A 22,028-nucleotide genomic window follows, 5' to 3' on the forward strand; every position below is an offset into this window, starting at 1 on the left:
GATTGCCGGCCATGAACGCATCGGCGAAGCCTGTGTACCTGCTGGACTTCATGCCCGACGACTGGCGCGAGGCGGTCACGCCGTACGTCGACCCCACCGCCGTCGCGGCACTGTCGTCGTTCGTCGTCGAGGAGTACAAGACTGGCCCGGTGTACCCCCGCAAGCAGGACATCTACGCCGCGTACCGGCTGAGCCCGCTCGCGTCGACCCGGGTGCTCATCCTCGGCCAGGACCCGTACATCAAGCCGGGCCAGGCGCACGGCCTGAGCTTCAGCGTGCCGCAGGGCGTCCGGGTCCCGCCGTCGCTGGAGAACGTGTACCGCGAAATGCGCGATGACCTGGGCGTCACCCCACCCCCTTCCGGCGACCTCACCCCCTGGTGCCGCCAGGGCGTCATGCTCCTCAACGCCGTCCTGACCGTCCGCGCCGGCACGTCCAACTCCCACAAGGGCCGCGGCTGGGAGAACGTCACCGACGCCACGATCCAGGCCCTGAACGCCAAGACCGACCGCGTCGTCTTCGTCCTCTGGGGCGCGGCGGCCAAGGCCAAGGCCCACCTGGTGACGAACGACCGCCACGTCGTCCTGCGGGCAGGCCACCCCAGCCCGATGAACCCGACCGGCTTCCTGGGCAGCCGCCCGTTCAGCCGGATCAACGCCGCACTCACCGCGACCGGCACCCAACCCATCCGCTGGTCCCCGTCAATGCCCCGCCCTTCATGACCCAGGTCCTCAGGTCCATACGCAGCGTGATCAGCGGATTAGCGGAAAGTAAGATTCTTCGATAGAGTCCCGCGGCATGCCGACGCATCTTCACGAGACCCTCATCGAGATGTTCCGGGTCAGACCTGTGCTGGCCGCCGAAATCCTCGACGGCCAGCTGCACGTCCCGGTGCCCGAATTCACCGAGGCACGACTCTCCCCGAGTGATCTCACCGACGTGATCCCGACCGAATACCGGGCGGATGCGGTGGTGACCCTCAACGACGAGCACAAGACGGTGCTCGCCGTCGTGATCGAGGTTCAGCTCCGCAAGGACAACCGAAAACTGCACAGCTGGCCGGCATATGTCGCGACGCTGTATGCGCGGCTGCACTGCCCGGTCGCATTGCTGGTGCTGTGTCCCGATCAAGCCGTCGCCGACTGGTCGGTGGCGCCGATCGCGATAGGCCCACCGGGGTCCGTGGTGACACCGGTTTCACTCGGCCCCGCCCAGGTGCCCGTCGTCACCGACACCGATTCCGCCCGGCGCCACCCCGAGCTGACGATCCTGTCGGCTCTCGCTCACGGCACCCGGCCAGACCCGCAACCCATCTTCGGCGCCATGCTCCATGCCTTCGATAAAATCGATCTTGACCACGCCAGGCTGTACTATGAGCTGGTACTTTCTGGGCTGCCGCCGGCAGCCCAGCGCCTCCTGGAGGATTTCATGACCACCACGGGCCATCAGTACAGAAGTGACTTTGCCAAAGGTTTCTTCAACTCAGGCAGAGTGGAAGGAAGGGCCGAGGGATTGATTGAAGGACGGGCCCAAGGAAAGACCGAAGGAAAGGCCGAAGGAATTATTGAAGGATTGTATGAGGGAATGTTCAGAGGAAAGGCCGAGGCGCTGCTGATGGTGCTGCGCACCCGAGGCGTGGCGGTCAGCGATGAGCACCGCGCGCTCATCGCCGGCTGTGATGAGGACGCGCAACTGGACACATGGCTTCAGCGCGCCGTCGGTGCCGAAAAGATCCAAGAGCTGGGCGACGAGTTCGCCGGCTGAGTTCGTCATAGTGGCGCCGGCACCTCCAGGTCGGCGGCGGCTCGCAACCAAAGCTGGAGGATCCGTTGGTGTTGACGGAATGTGCAGGGATTGCGACCTCACGGTGACGGTGGCGGACGGGGTCGGGATGCGCCACTAAGCTGGTGGGTATGCGGATCCTGATCGTCGGGGGCACCAGGTTCGTGGGGCGGCACATCACCGAAGCCGCGCTCGCGGCGGGTCATGACGTCACGCTCGTGCACCGGGGACAGACCGGCGCCGACCTCTTCCCGGCGGCCACCCATCTGCACGCCGACCGTAACGCGCTGCCCGACGGGCTCTTCGCGGGGCACGAGGGCTGGGACGCGACGATCGACGTCAGTGCCTATCTGCCGCGGCAGGTGCACGGGCTCGCCGACGCGATCGGGGAGCGCGGCGGGCGCTATGTGTACATCTCCAGCGTGTCGGTCTACGACGTGCCCGCGGGGCCCGGGTTCGCCGAGGACTCGCCGCTGCTCAAGCTCGACGACCCGACCGTCGAGGAGATCACCAACGAGACCTACGGGCCGCTGAAGGCCGCGTGCGAACGCGTCGCCGAGGAGCGGTTCGGGACCTCGACGGTGATCATCCGGCCGACGTACGTGGTGGGCCCGCACGACCACCTGTCGCGGTTCACGTGGTGGGTCGAGCGGGTCGCCCGCGGCGGCGAGGTCCTCGCGCCCGGCCCGCGGGACGCGGCGATCCAGGTCATCGACGCCCGCGACATGGCCGACTGGACGATCCGCCTGCTGGACCGCCCCGGCGGCGGCGTGTTCCATGCGGTGAGTCCCGCCCCGCCGTTCTCGTTCGAGCGGCTGCTGGAGGCGATGCTCGCCGAGGTCGGGCCGCCCGGGACGACGCTGACCTGGGTCGACGCCGACTTCCTCCGTACGCGCGGCATCGACGAGGAGCGCCTGCCGTTGTGGCACCCGTTCGACGCCGAGGCGGCCCTGGACGCCGCGGACCCGTCGGCGGCGTTCGCGGCGGGCCTGTCCCCCCGCCCGCTGCGCCAGACGATCCGCGAGACCTACGAGTCGGCCCTGCTCGACCCGCTCCCACCCCCGTCCGAGCGCCTCACCGCCGACCAGGAGACCACCCTCCTCACCGAATGGCGCTTACACACGTCCTGACCAGCCCTCGGTCTGGCGTCGGCGGCGTCGGTACGGGAGCCGCCGTGCCACGACCTGCGCAGAGCGACCGTCCGCTGGTCCGACGGTCGCCGCCATCAGCGCCGGGCGAAGGCGTCGGCGTTGACGGGTTCGTCTGCCGTGTTGATGAAGGCTTCTGTCAGACGGTGGTGCCGTAGAGCGTGGGGGGTGACGCGGTGGCTGTCCGCGCGCCGGGGCCGGTGAAGCTGCCGTGGGCGGGGGTTTCAGGTAGTGGTGCCGCGGATGGCCAGAGCGCGGGCCAGTAGGGGGATCGAACCGTCGGCGGTGTGCGGGAGGCGGACGCGGAGCAGATCGCGCAGGGCGTCGCGGTGGTCGGTGGGGAGGGAGGCGACGTAGCTGGGCGCCGGACCGGTGCCGCCGAGGAACGGGGTCCAGTAGTCGTCGAAGTCGGCGAAGACCGCGGTGGTGTCGATCGGGCGGGTCGTGACGGCGGTCAGGCCGGCGGCGGACCACAGGGTGCTGAGGGCGGCCGGGGAGCAGATGGACATGCGGCGGCCCTCGTCGAGCTCGGCGGCGGCCGGGTCGAGGGTCGCGGCGGCTTCCCAGAAGTAGCGCATCATGGCCATGCCGTCGGCGTAGTCCCAGACGTACGCCGCGACGGTCCCGCCAGGCGCTGTCACCCTGGCGAACTCGGCGACGGCCGCCGCGGGCGACGGCACGAAGTTGAGGGCGAGGCCGCTGACGACGACGTCGACGGCCGCGTCCGCCAGCGGCAGCGCTTGAGCGTCCCCCGCGACGAACCGCGCACCTGGGGCGACGCCCGCGCCGACGCCCGGGACAGCCCCCGAACCCGACCCCGCGCCGGGATGACCAAAGGCCGCCTCCGGACCCGCGCCGGCGCTTGAGGCAACGCCCGGTCGCGCCCCCGCGCCGGCAAGGCCCAGGGCAGTGTTCGAACCCCCACCGGGCCCTGAGCCAGCAGAATTCAAGGCAGCGCCCGAAACCGTGCCCGTGCCCAAATCGACGTCCGGACCCGCCCCCGAGGCGGTGCTCGAACCGGCAAGGCCCAGGTCCGCGCCGGCGACCGAACCGGACCGCGGCGCGGCCGGGTCTGGACTTGTCGTCCTGGTGGCGGGCGGGGGTGTGAGGCGGGACGAGGCTGTTGTGAGGAAGGCGGTCGACGGGTCGAGGCCGGTGAGCTGTGCGGGGCTGGCGGTGGTGAGGATGGTGCCGGTGAGGGCGCCGGTGCCGCAGCCGGCGTCGAGCCAGCGGCGGCCGGGTGGGACGGCCAGCCAGGTCAGGAAGCGGGCGGCGATGGGGCGGCTCCAGCGGCCCACGTACGCCTCGTAGGCGTCGCCCTTCGCCCACAGCTCGTGCGCCATGAGCGTCACGGTAGGCGGCGACGGCAACAGTGTGCGAGCGGGCGGCGGAAGGCTGCCATAATCCAGCGATGAGTAGCCGGCCGAGCCTCGCACAGGTGGCGGCGTTGTCGGGTGTGTCGGTCAAGACGGCGTCGCGGGCGTTGAGCGGCGAGGGGTATGTCGCGGTCGAGACCAAGGCGCGGGTGCAGAACGCGGCGGACGAGCTGGGGTACCGGCTGAACCGCACCGCCCGGGAGCTGCGGCGCGGCGGCAACACCTCGACGCTGGTGGGGCTGCTGAGCGGGGACCTGGCGAACCCGTTCTACTCGCGGCTCGCCAGCGGGCTGGAGCGGGAGCTGCGCATGCACGGGCTGCAGCTGATCACCGCCAGCACCGACGAGAACCCGGAGTGGGAGCGGCGGCTGACGGACTCGCTGCTGGAGCGCAGGGTCAGGGGGCTCGTCGTCGTCTCGACGATGGCGGAGCACGGGCATCTGGCGGCTGAGCGGCGGCACGGGAGCCCGTTCGTGTTCGTGGACCGGCCACCGGTGGACCTGACTGCGGACGCGGTGCTGCTCGACAACCGGGGCGGGGCGAAGAGCGCCGCCGAGCACCTCCTGGAGCGCGGGCACCGGCGGATCGGCATCGTCGGGGATCTGTCGCGGCTCACCACGCACCAGGACCGGGTCGAGGGGTTCGCGGAGGCGATGGAGGCCGCCGGGATCACCGGCTGGCGCGACTACCTCCTGGAGGACGCGCACGACGTCGACAAGGCCGAGCGCGCCGTGCACTCGCTGCTCGCCCGCGACCCGGCGCCGACGGCCGTGTTCACCACCAACAACCGGATCACGACGGGTGCGCTGCGGGCGTTGCGCGCGAGCGGCAACCGGGACAAGGCGCTGATCGGGTTCGACGAGCTGGACCTCGGTGACGTGCTCGGGGTGACGGTGGTCGCGCACGACCCGGAGGAGATGGGCCGGCACGCGGCGCGCCTGCTGCTCGCCCGCCTGGAGGGCGACGACGGCCCCGCCCGGCGCGTGATCCTCCCGACCCGCCTGATCGAACGGTCCACGACGGCCGTCCACTGAACGGCGGCTATGAAGCTGAACGGCGGCTATAAAGCCGCCTGATAGCGGGCGGCGAGGTCGCGGAGCAGGTCGCGCAGCTCCGGCGGGTCGAGCACGGTGAAGGGGAAGCCGATCGTGCCCAGGAACCCGGCCAGGTCCATGAGCTTGTCGGCGCCGGTCTCCAGCTCGCAGGTGGCCTCGCCGGTCGGGGTCAGCACCCCGGCCGTCGACGCCAGGCGCGCCGTCACCGCCGCGATCGGCGCGTGCACCCGCACCCGGGCCGGCACCCGCCACGCCGCCGACGACACCCCTCGCATCACGTGGGCGACGGCGTCGCCGCCGGGCGGGTCGCGGGGCTCGAACCGGACGCCCGTCGGCGGGTGCAGCGCCACGAGGTCCGCCCGGAACGTGCGCCAGTCCGCGCGGTCGAGGTCCCACGCGAGCAGGTACCAGCGCCGGCCGGTGTAGACGAGCCGGTGCGGCTCCGCGCGGCGGCGCCGGTCCTTGTAGTCGAAGCTGATCCGCTCGTGGTCCCGGGTCGCCGCGGCGAGCGCGGTGAGCAGCGACGCGTCGACCGTCGGCCCGCCGCCGGCCGCGGAGACCGTCGCGGACCGCAGCGCGTCGACCCGGCGGCGCAGCCGCGGCGGCAGCGTCTGCTCGAGCTTGATCAGCGCCCGCAGCGCCGGGTCCTCCAGCCCGGTGACGGACCCGGCGGCCGCCGCGCGCAGCCCGACCGCGACCGCGACGGCCTCCTCGTCGTCGAGCAGCAGCGGCGGCGTCGCGGCACCCGCCCCGAGCCGGTAGCCGCCGGTGATCCCGGTGCTGGAGTCGATGTGGTACCCGAGGCTGCGCAGCCGCTCGATGTCGTTGCGCACGGTGCGGGTGGTGACGGCGAGCCGCTCGGCGAGGGCCGCGCCCGACCAGTCCCGCCGGCTCTGCAGCAGCGACAGCAGCCGCAGCAGCCGCGCCGAGGTCTCCAGCATCGGCCAAGTCTGTCAGACATTGCGGAACGTACCTTTCCGCAATGCCCGATAGCGTGCTTCACATGACGACATTCCGGGGTTTCGCGACGCTGAACGTGTTCGCCGAGGACCATGACGCGGCCAAGCGGTGGTACGCGGAGCTGTTCGGCGTCGAGCCGTACTTCGAGCGGCCCGGCTACGCCGAGTTCCGCGTCGGCGACCGGCAGGCCGAGTTCGGCATCGTCGACAGCCGGTACGCGCCGCACGACACCGGCACGCCCGCGGGTGCGTTCATGTACTGGCACGTCGACGACCTCGACGGAACCCTGCAACGGCTGCTCGCGCTGGGGGCGGCGCCGCTGCAGCCGGTCACCGAGCGCGGGCCGGGCTTCGTCACCGCCGCGGTCACCGACCCGTTCGGCAACATCGTCGCGATCATGCACAACCGGCACTACCTGGAGATGGCCTGATGGAACCGGTCCTGTTCGCCGACACGGCGGCGTTCGAGCGGTGGCTCGAGTCGTACCACGGCCAAGATGGCGAGATCTGGATCCTCGTCGGCAAGAAGGGCAGCGGGATCACCAGCATCTCCGTGCAGGAGGCCCTGGACGTCGCGCTGTGCTTCGGGTGGATCGACGGGCAGCGCAAGAGCTTCGATGATCGGCATTTCCTGCAGCGGTACGTGCCGCGCCGCCCCCGCAGCACCTGGTCACAGGTCAACGTGGCGAAGGTCGAGGCGTTGACGGCGGCCGGCAGGATGCGGCCCGCCGGGCTGACCGAGGTCGAGAGGGCGCGGGCCGACGGGCGGTGGGCCGCGGCGTACCCGTCGCAGCGCAACGCCACCGTGCCGCCCGACCTCGCCGAGGCGCTGGGCGGCGACGAGCGGGCGAAGGAGCGGTTCGACGCGTTGCCGGCGACCGAGCGGTACGGGCTGATCCTCAACCTGGTGAAGCTGCGCACCGCCGCCGGTCGGGCCGCCAGGGTGCGGGCGATCCTGGCAGCATTGTCCGCATGACGACGCTGGGTGCCGTGTTCGTGCCGCAGCTTCCGCCGGAGCGGCTGCGGTCCGTGGTCCGTGCCGCCGACGAGAGCGGCCTGGAAGAGCTGTGGTTGTGGGAGGACTGTTTCCTGGAGAGCGGGGTCGCGACCGCCGCGGCGGCGCTCGCCTGGTCGGAGCGGGTGCGGATCGCGGTGGGGCTGCTGCCCGTGCCGTTCCGCAACGTGGCGGTGACCGCGATGGAGCTGGCGACGCTGTACCGGCTGTTCCCGGGCCGGGCCATCATCGGCGTCGGGCACGGCGTGCAGGACTGGATGGCGCAGGTCGGCGCGCGGGCCGAGTCGCCGATCACGCTGCTGCGCGAGTACGTGACGGCGCTGCGCGGTCTGCTCGCCGGTGAGCGGATCACCGTCGACGGCCGGTACGTCCACCTCGACGGCGTCGCGCTCGACTGGCCGCCTTCCGGTGCGCCCGTCTACGTGGGCGCCACCGGGCAGCGCACGCTGCGGCTCGCCGGGGAGCTCGCCGACGGCACGATCCTCACCGGCGGCACCGGCGTCGAAGCGGTCCGGGCGGCGCGGCAGCACATCGACGAGGGGCGGCAGGCGGCGGGCCGCACGGATCCGCACCCCGTCGTCGTCTACCTGCACGCCGCGACCGGCGACGACGCCGAGGCGCGGATGGCTGCGGAGCGGGTGCGCTGGGGCTACCACGACGGGCAGGACGTGACCGTCGCCGGGGACGCGCACGCCGTCGCCGACGCCGTCGCGCGGTGGGCGGACGCCGGTGCCGACACCGTGGTCCTCCAGCCGACGCCCGACGACCCGGATCCGGAGGGGTTCATGCGGTTCGTGGCGGAGCGGGTGCGGCCGCTGGTGGCGTAGCTCCGGCGGTACCGTGGCGAGCATGGCCGAGAATCCAGCCGTCGCGGCGGCAGAGGCGAGTGGGATCGCGTTCCGGATCGTCGAGCACGGTCCGGTGCGCAGCCTCGCCGAGGCCGCGGCGGCGCGCGGGGTCGAGGTGCCGGACGTCGTGAAGACGATCGTGGTGCGGGTCGGCGACGGGGACTACCGGTTCGTGCTGGTGCCCGGCGACCGGGTCATCTCGTGGCCGAAGCTGCGCGCCCTCCTCGGCGTCAACCGGCTGTCGATGCCGGACGCCGCGACCGCCCGCGACGCGACCGGTTACGAGCGCGGGACGATCACGCCGTTCGGCTCGTCGACGGCCTGGCCGGTGGTCGCCGACGAGCGGATCCTCGGGCGGGAGATCACGCTCGGCGCCGGCCGGCACGGCGTGGCGCTGGCCGTCGACGCCGGTGCCGCGATCGAGGCGCTGGGGGCGGCGGTCGCCGACGTCTCCGAGCCGGAAGCCTGATCGATTCGCGCTATTTCCCGTCGGTACGAGCGGAAAGCGCGCGCCAATAGCAATTTGCGCAAAATGCCAGACTTCTTCGTGATCTGTGGGAATGTGGCACTGGCAACCATCATTGCCCGGGTTTCCGGCACACGCGTCCTGGCGGTTCCGACCGCTGGGAGGCACCGCCCGACCGTGACGACTCCGTGACGGCAGGGCAGCCGGAGAGCGCAGGAGAGCCCCGGGCCGAGCGGGGAGTCGCACTGTCCACACATCCGTTACGCCGTCCCCGCAGGACGGCACGCACATTGCGCATCAACCTCGGCACCGCGCTCTGCGTGGTGCTGTGCGGGGTGGCCGGGAGCGCGCCGGCCCACGGCGCCCCAGCCGACACGTCGCCGGCCGCACGGATCAGCACGACGATGCCACCGGTCGGTGTCAGGTCCGTCTGGTACTACGAGGGCGGCACGACCGATGCCCGCGCCGAGCTCCGCGAGGTGCGTGCCGCGAGCCGGGACGCCCAGCGGGCGCGGCTCGCCCAGCAGGCCGCCGCGGCGCAGGCCGCCGCTGACGCCGCCGCGGGGTCTTCCGCGACGGCGCGGGCCGAGGCGGTGACCGTCGCGGGGGCGGTCACCCGGCAGCGGCCGGCCAGCCGGAGCCGGCCGGCACCGCGGACCCGGGCTTCGACCGCGCCGCGCACCGGACCGGGCCGGCAGCGCCCGCCGGTGACCCGTCGCCCCCCGAGGGCCACTGACGCCTCCACGTGGGCGCCCCCCAGCTGGGCGCCGGCAGCCGGCGGCGGGGTGGTCGGGTTCGCGCTCGCCCAGGTCGGCAAGGGCTACGGGTTCGGGTCGGCCGGCCCCGACCGGTTCGACTGCTCGGGCCTCGTCGCCGCCGCGTTCCAGCGGATCGGCATCTCGCTGCCGCACCAGACCGGAGGGCTCGCCAGGGTCGGCCGGCCGGTCGGGCGCGGCGAGCTGCGCCCCGGCGACCTGGTGTTCCCGGCCTCCGGGCACGTCGGCATCTACGTCGGCGGCGGCCGGATGGTGCACGCCTCCACCGAACGCGGCGGCGTGAAGCTCTCGCCGGTCTACGCGTTCAGCTTCGCCCGCCGGGTCGCCTGACGCCGGGACGGTCCACATCGGACACCATCACAGTCCGATGTGGACCGTCAGGCCTTGTCGTGCAGGCGGAAGTCGGCGAAGTCGAAGCCCGGGGCGACGACACAGCTGACCAGGACCGGCTCGGTGCCGGTCGGGGCGGCGGCCTGCCAGACGCCGGCGGGGATCAGCACCTGCGGGCGCTGCCCCGCCGCGACATCACCGCCCAGGAGCGTGGTCGGGCCCTCGCCGGGCGCTTCGCCGGAGCCGCCCAGCCGCAGCGCGAGGGGGCCGCCCGAGTGCCAGAACCACAGCTCGTCGGAGCGGACCACGTGCCACGCCGACTCCTCGCCCGGGTGCAGCAGGAAGTAGATCGCGGTCGCCGCGTTGCGCGGCCCGTCGTACCCCTCCGGCGAGAACGCCACCGGCGAGCGCCAGGTCTCCCGGAACCAGCCGCCCTCCGGGTGCGGCGCCATGTCCAGCAGCTCCGCCAGTCGTGGTCGCGTCGTCATTTCGCCACCGTAGCGGGCCTGCGGTCCGCCCGAACGTCCGGTGCGCCGGCGCGCCCCGCTTTGCGATGCTGATCGCATGCTGCTGGAAGGACCCGGCGGTGTCTCCGTCGCGCTCAGCGTGGCGGACCGCACCGGCGAGCTGCTCGTCGTCGAGGGGGTCGTCGACGCCGGCGACGGGCGGGCGTGGACCTTCCGCGACGCCTGCCTGACCGGGGCGGAGGCGGCGGGGCTCGGCCAGTGGCTCCTGCGGGCCGCGAAGGGGCGGCTGGAGCTGCCGGACCGGCTGGCGTTCGCGTCGCCGGGCCTGACCTTCACGCTCGAGGAGCACGACCATCTCCAGCCGCGGGTCACGGTCGGGTTCTCCCTGGCCGCGGCGCCGCCCTGGCTCGGCGAGGAGCGGATGCGCACGTACGACTACCCGATCACGCTCGACCTCGACCCGCAGGCCCTGGAGGCCGCCGCCGTGGACTGGGAGCGCGGTCTCGGCTGAGTAGGATCGCCGGATGCGACGACGCGCCCTGGCAGCGGCACTGACGACGGTCGTTCTCGCCCTCGCCGGGTGCGGCGGGTCGCCCCGCAATGTCGCCGCTCCCGCTTCGCCCACGCCTTCTTCCCCGGTCGCGGCGGCGTCGTCGGTACCGGCGACGTCAAGCGCACCCAGCAGCACCTCCGCCGCGCCGCCGCCCCCGCAGGCGAACGGCAACCCGAACGGCCGGGCCACGGTCCCGGCGGAGGCCCGCGCCGCCGACACGTCGAAACCCACCCGCGTCATCGGCAACGGCACCCCCGCGAGCTGCACGTCCGAGGCGGTCGTGTCGGCGGTCGGCGCCGGCGGGGTCATCACGTTCAACTGCGGCCCGCAGCCCGTCACGATCACGATGAAGGCCACCGCGAAGATCAAGAACGTGCAGGGCGCGAAGATCGTGCTCGACGGCGGCGGCAAGGTCACCCTCAGCGGCGAGGGCAAGCGGCGCATCCTCTACATGAACACGTGCGACAAGAACCAGGGCTGGACCACCTCGCACTGCCAGGACCAGGACCACCCGTCGCTGACCGTGCAGAACCTGACCTTCGCCGACGGCAACTCCACCGGCGACACCACGGAGGGCGGCGGAGGCGGCGCGATCTTCGTCCGCGGCGGCCGGTTCAAGGTCGTCAACGCCCGCTTCGTCCGCAACCGCTGCGACCAGACCGGCCCGGACCTCGGCGGCGCCGCGATCCGGGTGCTCAGCCAGTACCACAACCAGCCCGTCTACATCGTGAGCAGCACCTTCGGCGGCGCCGCCGGCCAGGGCGGCGTCTGCGCGAACGGCGGCGCCCTGAGCAGCATCGGCGTGTCCTGGGTGGTGCTCAACAGCGTCCTGTCCTACAACTCCGCCGCCGGCAAGGGCGCCAACCCCGCCCGCCCCGGCACCCCCGGCGGCGGCAGCGGCGGCGCCATCTACTGCGACGGCAACCAGTTCACCGTCCGCCTCGCCGGCACCCTCGTCGAGCAGAACAAGGCCAACGAGGGCGGCGGCGCCGTCTTCTTCGTCAGCAACGACCGCTCCGGCACCATGTCCATCGAGAGCTCCACGCTGCGCAAGAACCCGAGCGCCGGCTTCGAGACGCAGGGTTTCCCCGGCATCTACTTCCTCGGCGCCCGCCCCCCATCGGTCTCGTCCTCGACCCTGACCCGCTGACCGTCGCGCGCTACGACCGCAGGCAGGCGCAGAACGGGTGCCCCGCGGGGTCGATGAGCACCAGGTACCGCTCCGGCGCCGGCTGGAACTCGGCCCTGGTGGCCCCGAGCTTCACCGCCCGCTCCTCGGCATCCGCGAGATCGTCGACGTAGAAGTCCAGGTGGAACTGCTTCGGCACCGGCCCCTCGGGCCACGTCGGCTTCTCGTAGCTCCCGATCTGCCCGAACCCGATCGACGTCTTCCCGTCGCTGACCATCGCGTACTCCGCCTGCGTGTGCGTCACCTCCCACCCGAGCATCTCGCTGTAGAACTCCGCCAGCACCGGCGGCTCGGCACAATCGATGCTCACCATGATGAGCGTGGCAAATCCAGTCATGCCCCCATCCTGACCCCCATTCCTGCCACCCCATGTCAGGTTCCCCGATCGATTCTTCCGCCCCGGGCGATGCTTCAACGGCATGCGATCGACGCTGTTCCCTTGATTCGCGCTTCCGGGGGCTTCCGCGTGGGCGGACGCTCGGTGGGTCGACGTCGATCAACGCGCAGATGTGGATCCGTGGCTGTGCCGCCGACTACGACGGGTGGGGGGTCGACGGCTGGTCCTACGCCGAGGTGCTGCCGTACTTCCAGAAGGTGGAGCGGCGCGTCGGGGAGCGAGGCTCGCTCGGCGCGGACGGTCCACTGTGGATTCGGGAGCTGCGCAGCCCGAGCCGGATCACCGCCGCGTTCCTGGAGGCGTGCGTCGCCGAGGGGATCCCCGCGACGGCCGACCTCAACGGGCCCGACAACAGTGGCTGCTCCCCCACGCCCGTCACCCAGCACCGCGGCGCCCGGTTCAGCGCCGCCGACGCATACCTGCGGCCCGTCCTGAAGCGGCCCAACCTGACCGTGCGCACCGGTGCGACGGTCGACCGGCTGCGGCTGAGCGGGGCGGCGGCCAGGCAGCAACAGCAGCAGCAGCGCCGGGTCGTCGGCGTCGCGTACAAGGACGCGGCCGGGGCCGTCCGCGAGGTGACGGCCAAGAAGGAGGTGCTGCTCTGCGCGGGCGCGGTGAACACGCCGCAGATCCTGCAGCTGTCGGGCATCGGCGATCCAGACGCGCTGCGGGCCGCCGGGGTCGAGCCGGTGCACGAGCTGCCCGGCGTCGGCGCCAACCTGCAGGACCACCTGTCGGCGGGAGTGGTCGCGCACTGTCCCGAGCCGATCACGATGTTCGCCGCCGAGTCGCTCGGCAGCGTCGCCAGATACCTGCTCGGCCGCACCGGGATGCTGTCGTCGAACGTCGCGGAGGCGGTCGCGTTCGTCGCGCCCGACCCCGGGATCCCGCCGGAGATCGAGCTGATCTTCGCGCCGGTGCCGTTCGTCGAGCACGGGATGGTGCCGCCGCCGGCGCACGGGCTGACGATCGGGGTGGTGCTCCTGCAGCCGCGCAGCCGCGGCACCGTCGGGATCAGCGGGCCGACGGCCGCCGAGCCGCCGGTGATCGAGCCCGGCTACCTCAGCGAGGAGGCCGACCTGCGGCGGATGGTGTGGGGTGTACGGGTCGCCGAACGCCTCGCGAGGTCCGCGGCGCTCAAGCCGTACGTCGGCGAGCCGATGGAGCCGTACGCGGGCGTCCTGGACGACGACGGCGTCGCCGGCTCGATCCGCCGGCACTCCGAGACCCTGTACCACCCGGTCGGCACCTGCCGGATGGGCACCGGCGACGACGCGGTCGTCGACCCGTCGCTGCGGGTGCGCGGGCTGACCGGCCTGCGGGTGGTGGACGCCTCGGTGATGCCCGTCATCAACCGGGGCCACACCATGGCACCGGTCTACATGATCGCGGAGAAGGCCGCCGACCTGATCACACAGGCCCGCTGACCGTCACACGCCGGCGGCGGAGGAGGAGCACGGCCGCGAGCGGCCAGAGCGCCTGGGCGCCGGCGGCCAACCGTTCGGCGAGCCCTACCAGTACACCGGCGGCGAGGGCGATCGAGAACAGCACGACGAGCGTGACCAGCACCCCGGTGGCCACCCGCGCGAGCGGGACGCGGCTCAGGGCCGGCCAGATGGCCAGGCAGGCGAACGCGATGGTCGCCGCTGCCTGGTGCGCGCCCGACGAGCCGGCCCGCGGCAGCGGGAACGCGGCCACCAGGACCGTGGCGGCCCCGCCCGCGGCGAGCATGACCCGGGCCTGCGTGGCGACGGGGCGCAGGCCGTGGGCGGTGACGACGTGGCAGATCCCGACCCCGAGCAGCGCCACCGTCATCACCCACCGGTCGGTGGCGCCGAGGCCGGCCAGGGCGCTGATCGTGTCGCGGAGCGGGTCGAAGGAAGGCTGGAGCGCCGCGGCGACGCTCCACCCGCCGATGAGCAGGACCGGTGCGGTGGCCGAGGAGACCACCGCGGACCACCGCACCGAATCGCGCATCTTCGAAGTATGGCGGGTCAGGAGCCGAAGGCCTCCAGCTCCCACAGCGAGTAGCCCCACTGCGTGCCGCGCTGGGTGCCGTTGACCCGCAGGTAGCGGCCGGAGCCGTTGACGGTCACGTCGTCGATGCCGCCGTCGCCGGTCGTCGTGGTGTAGATGTTCGTCCAGGTGTTGCCGTCCGGCGAGGTCTGGATCTGGTACGCCTTGCCGTACGCCGTCTCCCAGTTGAGCCGCACCCGCGTGATCGTGCGGGTGGCGCCGAGGTCGAGGCGGATCCACTGCGGGTCGCTGTAGGCGCTGCCCCAGCGGGTCGCGGTGTTGCCGTCGACGGCGTTGGCGCCGGCGTGCGGGCTGCCGGACTCGACGGACGACACCGTCACCGGGCAGTTGCGGCACAGCGACTGCGGACCGGTGCCGGCCGGCGTGCCGTACACGCTGAGATCCCAGATCGAGTAGCCCCACTGCGTGCCGCGCTGGGTCTGGTTCACGCGGACGTAGCGGCCCGTGCCGGTGAGGGTGACGTCGTCCACGCCGCCGTCGCCGGTGGTCGTGGTGTAGACGTTGGTCCAGGTGTTCCCGTCCGGAGAGGTCTGGATCTGGTACGCCTTCGCGTAGGCGGCCTCCCAGTTGATCCGGACCCGGTTGAGGTTGTACGAGGCGCCGAGGTCGACCTGCAGCCACTGCGGGTCGGCGTGGACGCTGCCCCAGCGGGTCGCGCTGTTGCCGTCGACCGCGTTCGCCGCGACGAGCGTGCTGTTGGGCTCGACCGACGACGCGGTCGCGGTCTTGCCGCGGGCGATGTCGGTGGCCGGCTGACTGCCGTCGGTCTTGATGCGGATGTTGCGGTAGAAGATGTCGGCGCCGGCGCCGTCGTTCTGCACGCCGATGTAGCCGGACTGGATCGCCCGGGTGCTCGTGTAGTCGTTGATCTTCACGCCGTTGAGCCAGATCTCGACCCGCTGGCCGTGCACGCCGACCTCGTAGGTGTTCCACTGCCCGGGCGGGTTGAGGGCGGCGGCGCGCAGGGCGGCGTCGGGGGCCTTGAAGCTGTAGACGCTGCCGGTGGTGCGGGACGGGTCGGCGTCGGTCGCGTCGATCTGGATCTCGTGGCCGGCGTTGACCGGGCCCCACGGGTCACCGTTGGGGTCGGGGAAGCCGATGAAGACGCCGCCGTTGTCGTCGCCGGGCATCTGCCAGTCGACCTTCAGCGAGTAGTTGGAGAACTGGCTCACCGGGTACCAGAGCAGCCCCATGCCGCCGAACGAGGTGAGCGTGCCGTCGGCGAGCGTGAACCCGCCGGGGCCGGCCTGCCGCCACTGGTTGAGGCTCGCCTGACTGCCGTCGAACAGCGCCTGGTAGCCGGTCTCGGGGCGGCAGTCCGCCTGGACCTGCCCCGCGGCCCACTTGATGCCGCCGAGGAGGTGGGCGGTGAAGTTCGCCTCGGTGTAGGACGCCTCGGTGTGGCCGAGTCCGGTGTACCAGCTGCGGCCGCCGTCGAACTGCTTGCACCACGAGATGGGGTGGTCGCCGGCCATCGACCCGCCGCTGTAGCTGCCCTCGTCGAGGCTCATGAGGACCTTGGCGGTGCTGCGGGGGTTGGTCTGGTAGTTGTACCACTCGTCGGTGCGGGTCCAGGTCTGCGGCAGGTGCGCGGTGGCCGCGTGCGAGCGGTCCTCGACCCTGATCGTCGCCTGCTGCTGCGCCGGGTGCGAGGCGAACCAGGCGCCGACGAGGTTGCCGTACCAGGGCCAGGCGTACTCGGTGTCGGCCGCGGCGTGCACGCCGACGTAGCCGCCGCCGGCGCGGATGTAGGACTCGAACGCGGCCTGCTGGGTGGCGTCGAGCACGTCACCGGTGGTCGACAGCCACACGACCGCCTTGTACTGGGCCAGGTTCGCGGTCGTGAACGCGGCGGCGTCCTCGGTCGCGTCGACGGCGAAGTTGTTCGCGCTGCCGAGGGCCTGGACGGCGGCGATGCCGTTGGGGATCGAGCTGTGGCGGAAGCCTGCCGTCTTGGAGAAGACGAGGACCTTGTACGCCGGGGCGGCGGACGCGGGGGTGGCCGCACCACCCGCGGCGAGGAGGGCCGCGACGGCGGCGGCCGCGATCAGTTTCCGAACAGGTATACGCACAGGACGTGCTCCTTCCGGATGGATCGCGGGCCTGTGCGGGACCGTCGCGATCGCGGGGAGGGAGGAGCGCGCCGAACGCACCTTCCGTTGCTTCTGTCAGAACTTTGCCCCGGACAAACAAAAGTGTCAATGGGTCACTTAAGTCGTGCACGACTTAATCGCGTGCTACCGTTCTGGACGTGAGGGATGTTCTGGCACTCGACCAGCAGGTCTGCTTCGCGCTGTACACGGCCTCGCGGGCCGTCACCGCGCGATACCGGCCACTGCTCGACGAGCTGGGCATTACGTACCCGCAGTACCTGGTCCTACTCGTGCTCTGGGAGCAGGACCAGCGGACCGTCAAGGAGATCGGCGCCGCCCTGCGGCTCGACTCCAGCACCCTGTCGCCGCTGCTCAAGCGCCTGGAGGCGGCCGGCCTCGTCACGCGGGCGCGCCGCGCCGACGACGAGCGGTCCGTCACCATCCAGCTCACCGCGGCCGGCGCCGCGCTGCGCGAGCGGGCCCGGGACGTCCCGGGCAGGCTCGTCTGCGAGGGCGGGCTCGGCATCGACGAGCTCGACGAGCTCCGCGAAACCCTGGTGCGCCTCACCGGCGCGCTCACCGACCTGCAAGGAGGCCCTCCTGATGGCAGTCCTGTACACCGCTGAGGTCACCGCCACCGGCGACGGCCGCGACGGCCACGTCACCAGCACCGACGGCATCATCGACGTGGACGTCGCGGTGCCGAAGGAGATGGGCGGCGCCGGCGGCGCGACCAACCCCGAGCAGCTGTTCGCGGCCGGCTATGCGGCCTGCTTCCACAGCGCGCTGCGGGTCGTCGCCCGCCGCGCCAAGGCGTCCGTCGACGGCAGCGAGGTCAACGCCCGGGTCGGCATCGGACCCAACGGCAACGGCGGCTTCGGGCTCGACGTCACCCTGACCGTCACCCTGCCCGGCGTCGAGCGGGACGCCGCGTGGCAGCTGGTCGAGGCGGCGCACCAGGTCTGCCCGTATTCCAACGCGACCCGCGGCAACATCGACGTCAAGCTGGAGCTCGCATGACGACCAGCAGCAAGGTGTGGCAGCTCGCCGCCCGGCCGACCGGCTTCCCGACGCCCGAGGACTTCCGCCTCGTCACCGAGGAGCTGCCCGCGCCCGGTCCCGGCCAGGTGCTCGTGCGCAACGACGTCATGTCGGTCGACCCCGCGATGCGCGGCCGGATGAACGACGTGCCGTCCTACGTGGCACCGTTCCAGGTCGACGCGGCCCTCGACGGCGGCGCGGTCGGCACCGTCATCGCCTCGGAGAGCCCAGACGTCGCCGTCGGTGACAGCGTGCTGCACGGGCTCGGCTGGCGCGAGCACGCGCTGCTCGACGCGAAGCACACGCGGGTCGTGGACACCGCGATCGCGCCCGCCTCGGCGTACCTGGGCGTGCTCGGCATGCCGGGGCTCACGGCGTACGCCGGACTCCTCGACGTCGCGAGGATGCGGCCCGACGAGACGGTCTTCGTCTCCGGCGCCGCGGGAGCCGTCGGCACCCTGGTCGGGCAGATCGCGCGGCTGCGGGGGGCGCGGCTGGTGATCGGGTCCGCGGGGTCGGCGGAGAAGGTGCGCTACCTCGTCGACGACCTCGGCTTCGACGCCGCGTTCAACTACAAGGACGGCTCGATCCGCACCCAGCTGAAGCAGCTGACGCCCGACGGCATCGACGTCTTCTTCGACAACGTCGGCGGCGAGCAGCTGGAGGCGGCGCTCTTCCGGATGAACCTGCACGGCCGGGTCGCGATCTGCGGCGCGATCTCGCAGTACAACAACCCCGACGCCACCGGCATCCGCAACCTGACGCTGCTGATCAGCAAGCGGATCACCATGCAGGGGTTCCTGGTGCTGGACCACTGGGGGCGGCGGCAGGAGTTCGTCGACGAGATGTCCGGCTGGCTGCGCGAGGGCAAGGTGAAGGTCGCGGAGACGTTCGTCGACGGGATCGACCACGCCGTCGACGGGTTCCTCGGCATGCTCCGCGGCGAGAACCTGGGCAAGATGATCGTCCGGCTCACGTGAGTCGGTCCTCGGTCGCGGCGCGCAGGTCCGCGTACGCGCTCGCCGGGCTTCTTGCCGCGGCCGGGGTCACGCACCTGCTGAATCCGGAGCCCTACGACCGGATCGTGCCGCGGTCGCTGCCCGGGTCACCGCGGACCTACACGTTCGTGAGCGGGGTCGCGGAGCTCGCGCTCGCGGCGGGGCTCGCCCACCCGCGCACCCGCCGGGCGGCCGGGCTCGCCGCCGCCGGCTTCTTCGCGGCGGTGTTCCCGGCCAACGTGAAGATGGCGGTCGACTGGCGCAAGGCGCCGCCGGCCCGCCGCGCGATCGCCTACGGCCGGCTGCCGCTGCAGGTGCCGCTGGTCCTGTGGGGGTTGAAGGTGGCCCGGGAATCGCGTACTCAGTAGCAGGGTGATGACAACCGCACGGCTGGTGCTGCGCCGCTGGCACGACGAGGACCGGGTGCCGTTCGCGGCGCTCAACGCCGACCCTGAGGTCATGCGGTTCTTCCCGCGGCCGCTGACCCGGGCCGAGAGCGACGAGTTCGCCGACCGGATCGAGGCCGCGTTCGACGAGCACGGCTACGGGCTGTGGGCCGTCGACGCGGCCGAGGCCGGTGGCTTCGTCGGGTTCGTCGGGCTGGCGTGGCAGCGGTTTCCGGCGCACTTCACGCCGGCCCTGGAGATCGGGTGGCGGCTGGCCCGGCACGCGTGGGGGCGCGGCTACGCGACGGAGGCGGCGGTGGCGGCGCGGGACTTCGCGTTCCGCCCCGTCGCCGACCCGTCCGGCGGCGCAGGCATGGACGAGATCGTCTCCATCACCACGCGGACCAACGAGCCCTCGCAGGCGGTGATGCGGCGGATCGGGATGACCCGCGACCCGGCGGACGACTTCCTGCACCCGAGCCTGGCGCCGGACCACCCGCTGGCCCCGCACGTGCTGCACCGGCTGCGGCGGGCTTAGTCGTACAGGCTGCGGCAGGCTCAGCGGCACAGGCTGCGGCGGGCCTGGCGGCACAGGCTGCGGCGGGCTCAGCCGTACAGGCGCAGGTGCAGCTGGAAGGCGACCTCGGTGAACCGGATCGTCGGCGGGCGCAGCGCCAGCAGCTGGCGCTCCAGGACCACCTGCAGCTCGCGCGGCGGCGCCTCCGGCCGGGCCATGATCCGCACGCCGACCGGCCGCGACGGGCCCAGGCGGAACTCGACCATGAGCTCCTCGGTGCCGTGCCGGACCCCGGTGAACGCCCGGTCGACGATGCCCCTCGCACGGTCGATGAAGTCGCCGAGCTCCGCCGCCGTCGTCGCCTGCCGCAGCTGCTCCTCCGGCGTGAGCAGCACGATCTTGCCCCGGTCGACGTGCCGCAGCGTCCGGCCGTCGGCGGTGGCCGGAGCCGCCTCCTCGGCGCGCGGCGGGTGGTAGATGGTGAGCTCGCCGGTGCGGTACCGCTCACCGGCGTTGTGGTCGCCGCCGTTGCCGCCTCCGTCGCCTCCGTTGCCTCCGCCGCCTCCGTCGCCTCCGTTGCCTCCGCCGCCTCCGTCGCCTCCGTTGCCTCCGCCGCCTCCGTTGCCGGAGGGCCAGTGGCCGCCGGGGCCGGGGCGCACCTCCGCCACCTGACGCGTCGCGGGGCCGGGGCGGGGCTCCAGCCGCAGCGCGAGGGTGCTGACGGCGCCGGCGGGCAGGCCGATCTCGATCGAGCGGCCCGCCTCGACCGCCTGCCGCAGCCGGGCGTACATCGCGCCGGTCAGCAGCACCGCGAAGCCGTCCTCGACCTGGCGGGCGGTCGGCTCGGCGGTGCCGCGGACCAGGAGCAGGAAGTTGCAGCCGATGCGGGTCGAGCGCTCGCCGCCGGGCGCCACGATCGCGGCCGGGCCGCGCTGGCCGGGGGTCCACACGTAGGTCTGCGGGGCGTCGGCGAGGCCGGGCAGGAACGCGCACACGTCGTCGGCCTCGCGCAGCGCCTCCTCGAACGCCTCCAGCTCCTCGTCGGCGCCGCCGATGTATGAGGTCGGGTCGCCCGCGGTGATCGTCAGCTCGAGCCGGTCGCCGATGTGCACGACCCGCAGGAACGGCAGGTTGTAGGCGGGCGCCTTCGACAGCATCGTCGCGGCCCGGAACTCGGCGTCGTCGACGACCGGGGCGCGGCCTGGGCGGAACCACCAGGGGTGTGGGTAGTACCGCTCCTGCGCGCCGAGCAGCGACAGGACCCGTGCGTGGCCGAAGCGCTGCACGACCGCGGTCTCGCCGGCCAGCAGCGGCAGCGCGACCAGCGGCGGGCGCTCGAAGGTCACGGTCGACGGGATGTCCTCGGGGGCGGCGGCGTACACGAACCCGGTGACCCGGCCGTCGATGTCGATGCCGGGCTGGTTGAAGACGCTGACGTCGCCGGCCTCGACGAGCCTGCCCTCGGCGGCGAGCCGGTGGACGGTGCGCGCCATCGACAGCGGATAGCCGGGGGCGGGCGCCCCGGTGCGGACCACGGCGAACACCATCTCCCGCTGGCCGTGCCGCTCCAGCCCCTCCGTCGTGTACAGCAGTGCGGGCAGCATGCCGGAAGCCGTGCGGATGCCACCCTCGTCGATGGCGACCGACAGCTGCCGGGGGATGAGGACCTCCCGGCCGACGGGTAACGCGGAGCCCACGGGGCCGATCATCGCATCCGCACGCAACAGTTGACCTTGCTCGAACGGCGGGCGGCGCTCGGCGCCTCAGGAACGTCGCTGGTGGTGAGGGTGGCGCTCCGCGGTGTGGGCCCGCAGGGGCGGCGCTCCGCGGGCGCGGACGGGCAGGGCGGCGCTCCCCCGGCGTGGCCCGGCAGGGCGACGCTCCGCGGTGTAGGACGGCAGGGTGGCGCTCCGCGGTGTGGGACGGGAGGGGTGGCGCTCCGTGCTGTGGGCGGCGACGATGGTGTGATGCGGATGACGTCGGAGCCGCCGGTCGAGTACGTAGCGTTCGTGTCGCGGCACCTGGAGCCGCTGCGGCGTGACGCCGTGCGCGTCGTCGGCGCCGAGGCGGACGCGGATCACCTGTACGGCGACGTCCTCACCGACGTCGCGGCCCGGTGGAGCTGGCTGGAGCTGCAGCGCACCCGGCTCGGGCACGAGGGCGCCGCCGACGACTTCCTCGGCCGGGTCTTCGCCCGCCGGTCCGAGCGCTGGTTCCTCGGCGACGACGGGGCCGGCGACGACGACCACCAGATCCAGGTGACCGCCTGGCATCCGGACGAGCCCCCGCCGTCGCGCCGCGTGTACGTGAGCAACGCTGTCCGCCTCGCCCCGATGCTCGTGCCGCGGCGCAGGAGCACCGTGTTCGTCGCCGGGCCGGTGTGCGAGGCGGCGATCGCGTGGTGGCACGCCTACGAGACGGTCCGGCGGCGGCGCTTCGCGTACCTCGGATTCGTGGCGATCGCGCTGCTGATGGCGCTGGCGAGCGTCAGCGCACCGCCCCCGGCGTGAGGCACGGGGGTCGAACTGCGCGACGGCGGGCCGGGTGTGTTCGGCGTCACGGCATCCTGACCTTGCGGTGGGCGGCGCTCGCGGC

The 22,028-nt window shown here is 72.7% G+C and carries 25 protein-coding genes; 18 read left to right on the forward strand and 7 right to left on the reverse strand.

Annotation, left to right across the window (positions count from 1 at the left end):
* Positions 1-11: 11 nt before the first annotated feature.
* The 3 genes from ABZ321_RS00780 (at position 12) to ABZ321_RS00790 (ending at position 2,912) form a co-directional block, all read left to right on the forward strand.
* Entirely contained in the window at positions 12-722 is a 711-nt protein-coding gene (locus ABZ321_RS00780) for a uracil-DNA glycosylase (protein ID WP_344503034.1), read from the forward strand.
* 76 nt (positions 723-798) lie between these two features.
* Positions 799-1,764: a hypothetical protein gene (locus ABZ321_RS00785; protein ID WP_354888224.1), complete on the forward strand. Its 966-nt coding sequence runs from the start codon at positions 799-801 to the stop codon at positions 1,762-1,764.
* Positions 1,765-1,913: 149 nt separating this feature from the next.
* Positions 1,914-2,912 carry an NAD-dependent epimerase/dehydratase family protein gene (locus ABZ321_RS00790; RefSeq protein WP_354888227.1) on the forward strand — a complete coding sequence of 333 codons (999 nt, stop codon included), beginning with the start codon at positions 1,914-1,916 and terminating at the stop codon, positions 2,910-2,912.
* A gap of 242 nt (positions 2,913-3,154) precedes the next feature.
* Here the strand turns inward: ABZ321_RS00790 and ABZ321_RS00795 are convergent, their stop codons facing one another.
* Positions 3,155-4,273 carry a methyltransferase domain-containing protein gene (locus tag ABZ321_RS00795; protein ID WP_354888230.1) on the reverse strand — a complete coding sequence of 373 codons (1,119 nt, stop codon included), beginning with the start codon at positions 4,271-4,273 and terminating at the stop codon, positions 3,155-3,157.
* A 68-nt stretch (positions 4,274-4,341) separates the two neighbouring features.
* On the opposite strand from ABZ321_RS00795, the gene ABZ321_RS00800 reads away from it, so the two are divergent.
* A complete protein-coding gene (locus ABZ321_RS00800; protein ID WP_354888233.1) occupies positions 4,342-5,340 on the forward strand; it encodes a LacI family DNA-binding transcriptional regulator in 999 nt (332 codons plus the stop codon).
* A gap of 26 nt (positions 5,341-5,366) precedes the next feature.
* Here ABZ321_RS00800 and ABZ321_RS00805 read toward each other — a convergent pair whose 3' ends face one another.
* Positions 5,367-6,302 (reverse strand): WYL domain-containing protein, encoded by a 936-nt coding sequence (locus tag ABZ321_RS00805; protein ID WP_344503039.1) that lies wholly within the window; start codon positions 6,300-6,302, stop codon positions 5,367-5,369.
* A gap of 62 nt (positions 6,303-6,364) precedes the next feature.
* Here ABZ321_RS00805 and ABZ321_RS00810 point away from each other — a divergent pair, with 62 nt between their 5' ends.
* The 5 genes from ABZ321_RS00810 (at position 6,365) to ABZ321_RS00830 (ending at position 9,755) form a co-directional block, all read left to right on the forward strand.
* Entirely contained in the window at positions 6,365-6,751 is a 387-nt protein-coding gene (locus tag ABZ321_RS00810) for a VOC family protein (RefSeq protein ID WP_354888236.1), read from the forward strand.
* Positions 6,751-7,296 carry a YdeI/OmpD-associated family protein gene (locus tag ABZ321_RS00815; RefSeq protein WP_354888239.1) on the forward strand — a complete coding sequence of 182 codons (546 nt, stop codon included), beginning with the start codon at positions 6,751-6,753 and terminating at the stop codon, positions 7,294-7,296. Before ABZ321_RS00810 ends, ABZ321_RS00815 begins: the two co-directional genes overlap by 1 nt.
* Positions 7,293-8,162 (forward strand): LLM class flavin-dependent oxidoreductase, encoded by an 870-nt coding sequence (locus ABZ321_RS00820; RefSeq protein WP_354888242.1) that lies wholly within the window; start codon positions 7,293-7,295, stop codon positions 8,160-8,162. Before ABZ321_RS00815 ends, ABZ321_RS00820 begins: the two co-directional genes overlap by 4 nt.
* A 22-nt stretch (positions 8,163-8,184) precedes the next feature.
* The gene (locus ABZ321_RS00825) at positions 8,185-8,652 is read left to right on the forward strand and encodes a YbaK/EbsC family protein (RefSeq protein ID WP_344503044.1); all 468 of its coding nucleotides are present in this window, start codon (positions 8,185-8,187) and stop codon (positions 8,650-8,652) included.
* 287 nt (positions 8,653-8,939) lie between these two features.
* Positions 8,940-9,755, forward strand: coding sequence for a C40 family peptidase (locus ABZ321_RS00830; RefSeq protein WP_354888245.1), 816 nt, complete (start codon positions 8,940-8,942; stop codon positions 9,753-9,755).
* Positions 9,756-9,802: 47 nt separating this feature from the next.
* Here ABZ321_RS00830 and ABZ321_RS00835 read toward each other — a convergent pair whose 3' ends face one another.
* Positions 9,803-10,243 (reverse strand): cupin domain-containing protein, encoded by a 441-nt coding sequence (locus tag ABZ321_RS00835; protein WP_344503046.1) that lies wholly within the window; start codon positions 10,241-10,243, stop codon positions 9,803-9,805.
* A gap of 76 nt (positions 10,244-10,319) precedes the next feature.
* On the opposite strand from ABZ321_RS00835, the gene ABZ321_RS00840 reads away from it, so the two are divergent.
* On the forward strand, positions 10,320-10,733 hold the full coding sequence (locus ABZ321_RS00840; protein ID WP_354888249.1) for a hypothetical protein: 414 nt from the start codon (positions 10,320-10,322) through the stop codon (positions 10,731-10,733).
* Positions 10,734-10,746: 13 nt separating this feature from the next.
* A complete protein-coding gene (locus ABZ321_RS00845) occupies positions 10,747-11,925 on the forward strand; it encodes a hypothetical protein (protein ID WP_354888252.1) in 1,179 nt (392 codons plus the stop codon).
* 10 nt (positions 11,926-11,935) lie between these two features.
* On the opposite strand, the gene ABZ321_RS00850 is transcribed toward ABZ321_RS00845, so the two are convergent.
* Positions 11,936-12,301, reverse strand: coding sequence for a VOC family protein (locus tag ABZ321_RS00850; RefSeq protein ID WP_344503049.1), 366 nt, complete (start codon positions 12,299-12,301; stop codon positions 11,936-11,938).
* A gap of 32 nt (positions 12,302-12,333) precedes the next feature.
* On the opposite strand from ABZ321_RS00850, the gene ABZ321_RS00855 reads away from it, so the two are divergent.
* Positions 12,334-13,788, forward strand: coding sequence for a GMC family oxidoreductase N-terminal domain-containing protein (locus tag ABZ321_RS00855; RefSeq protein ID WP_354888256.1), 1,455 nt, complete (start codon positions 12,334-12,336; stop codon positions 13,786-13,788).
* Here the strand turns inward: ABZ321_RS00855 and ABZ321_RS00860 are convergent.
* Entirely contained in the window at positions 13,772-14,338 is a 567-nt protein-coding gene (locus tag ABZ321_RS00860) for a DUF998 domain-containing protein (RefSeq protein WP_344503051.1), read from the reverse strand. The two genes, ABZ321_RS00855 and ABZ321_RS00860, sit on opposite strands and share 17 nt — an antisense overlap.
* Positions 14,339-14,355: 17 nt before the next feature.
* Positions 14,356-16,470: a ThuA domain-containing protein gene (locus tag ABZ321_RS00865; RefSeq protein ID WP_354888259.1), complete on the reverse strand. Its 2,115-nt coding sequence runs from the start codon at positions 16,468-16,470 to the stop codon at positions 14,356-14,358.
* Between the two features lie 179 nt (positions 16,471-16,649).
* Here ABZ321_RS00865 and ABZ321_RS00870 point away from each other — a divergent pair, with 179 nt between their 5' ends.
* Genes ABZ321_RS00870 through ABZ321_RS00890 form a run of 5 tightly spaced genes read left to right on the forward strand, consistent with a single transcriptional unit; the run spans position 16,650 to position 19,454 of the window.
* Positions 16,650-17,117 (forward strand): MarR family transcriptional regulator, encoded by a 468-nt coding sequence (locus tag ABZ321_RS00870; protein WP_344503054.1) that lies wholly within the window; start codon positions 16,650-16,652, stop codon positions 17,115-17,117.
* The gene (locus ABZ321_RS00875) at positions 17,095-17,511 is read left to right on the forward strand and encodes an organic hydroperoxide resistance protein (RefSeq protein WP_344503056.1); all 417 of its coding nucleotides are present in this window, start codon (positions 17,095-17,097) and stop codon (positions 17,509-17,511) included. Before ABZ321_RS00870 ends, ABZ321_RS00875 begins: the two co-directional genes overlap by 23 nt.
* A complete protein-coding gene (locus ABZ321_RS00880; protein WP_344503057.1) occupies positions 17,508-18,512 on the forward strand; it encodes an NADP-dependent oxidoreductase in 1,005 nt (334 codons plus the stop codon). Before ABZ321_RS00875 ends, ABZ321_RS00880 begins: the two co-directional genes overlap by 4 nt.
* Positions 18,509-18,898 (forward strand): hypothetical protein, encoded by a 390-nt coding sequence (locus tag ABZ321_RS00885; protein ID WP_354888263.1) that lies wholly within the window; start codon positions 18,509-18,511, stop codon positions 18,896-18,898. Before ABZ321_RS00880 ends, ABZ321_RS00885 begins: the two co-directional genes overlap by 4 nt.
* A gap of 7 nt (positions 18,899-18,905) precedes the next feature.
* A complete protein-coding gene (locus ABZ321_RS00890) occupies positions 18,906-19,454 on the forward strand; it encodes a GNAT family N-acetyltransferase (RefSeq protein WP_344503059.1) in 549 nt (182 codons plus the stop codon).
* A 68-nt stretch (positions 19,455-19,522) separates the two neighbouring features.
* On the opposite strand, the gene ABZ321_RS00895 is transcribed toward ABZ321_RS00890, so the two are convergent.
* On the reverse strand, positions 19,523-21,130 hold the full coding sequence (locus ABZ321_RS00895) for a hypothetical protein (protein ID WP_354888266.1): 1,608 nt from the start codon (positions 21,128-21,130) through the stop codon (positions 19,523-19,525).
* A gap of 270 nt (positions 21,131-21,400) precedes the next feature.
* Here ABZ321_RS00895 and ABZ321_RS00900 point away from each other — a divergent pair, with 270 nt between their 5' ends.
* A complete protein-coding gene (locus tag ABZ321_RS00900) occupies positions 21,401-21,943 on the forward strand; it encodes a hypothetical protein (RefSeq protein ID WP_354888269.1) in 543 nt (180 codons plus the stop codon).
* Positions 21,944-22,028 lie beyond the last annotated feature (85 nt).

The organism is Dactylosporangium sp. NPDC006015, assembly GCF_040614215.1.
In the GTDB taxonomy this organism is placed as follows: domain Bacteria; phylum Actinomycetota; class Actinomycetes; order Mycobacteriales; family Micromonosporaceae; genus Dactylosporangium; species Dactylosporangium maewongense.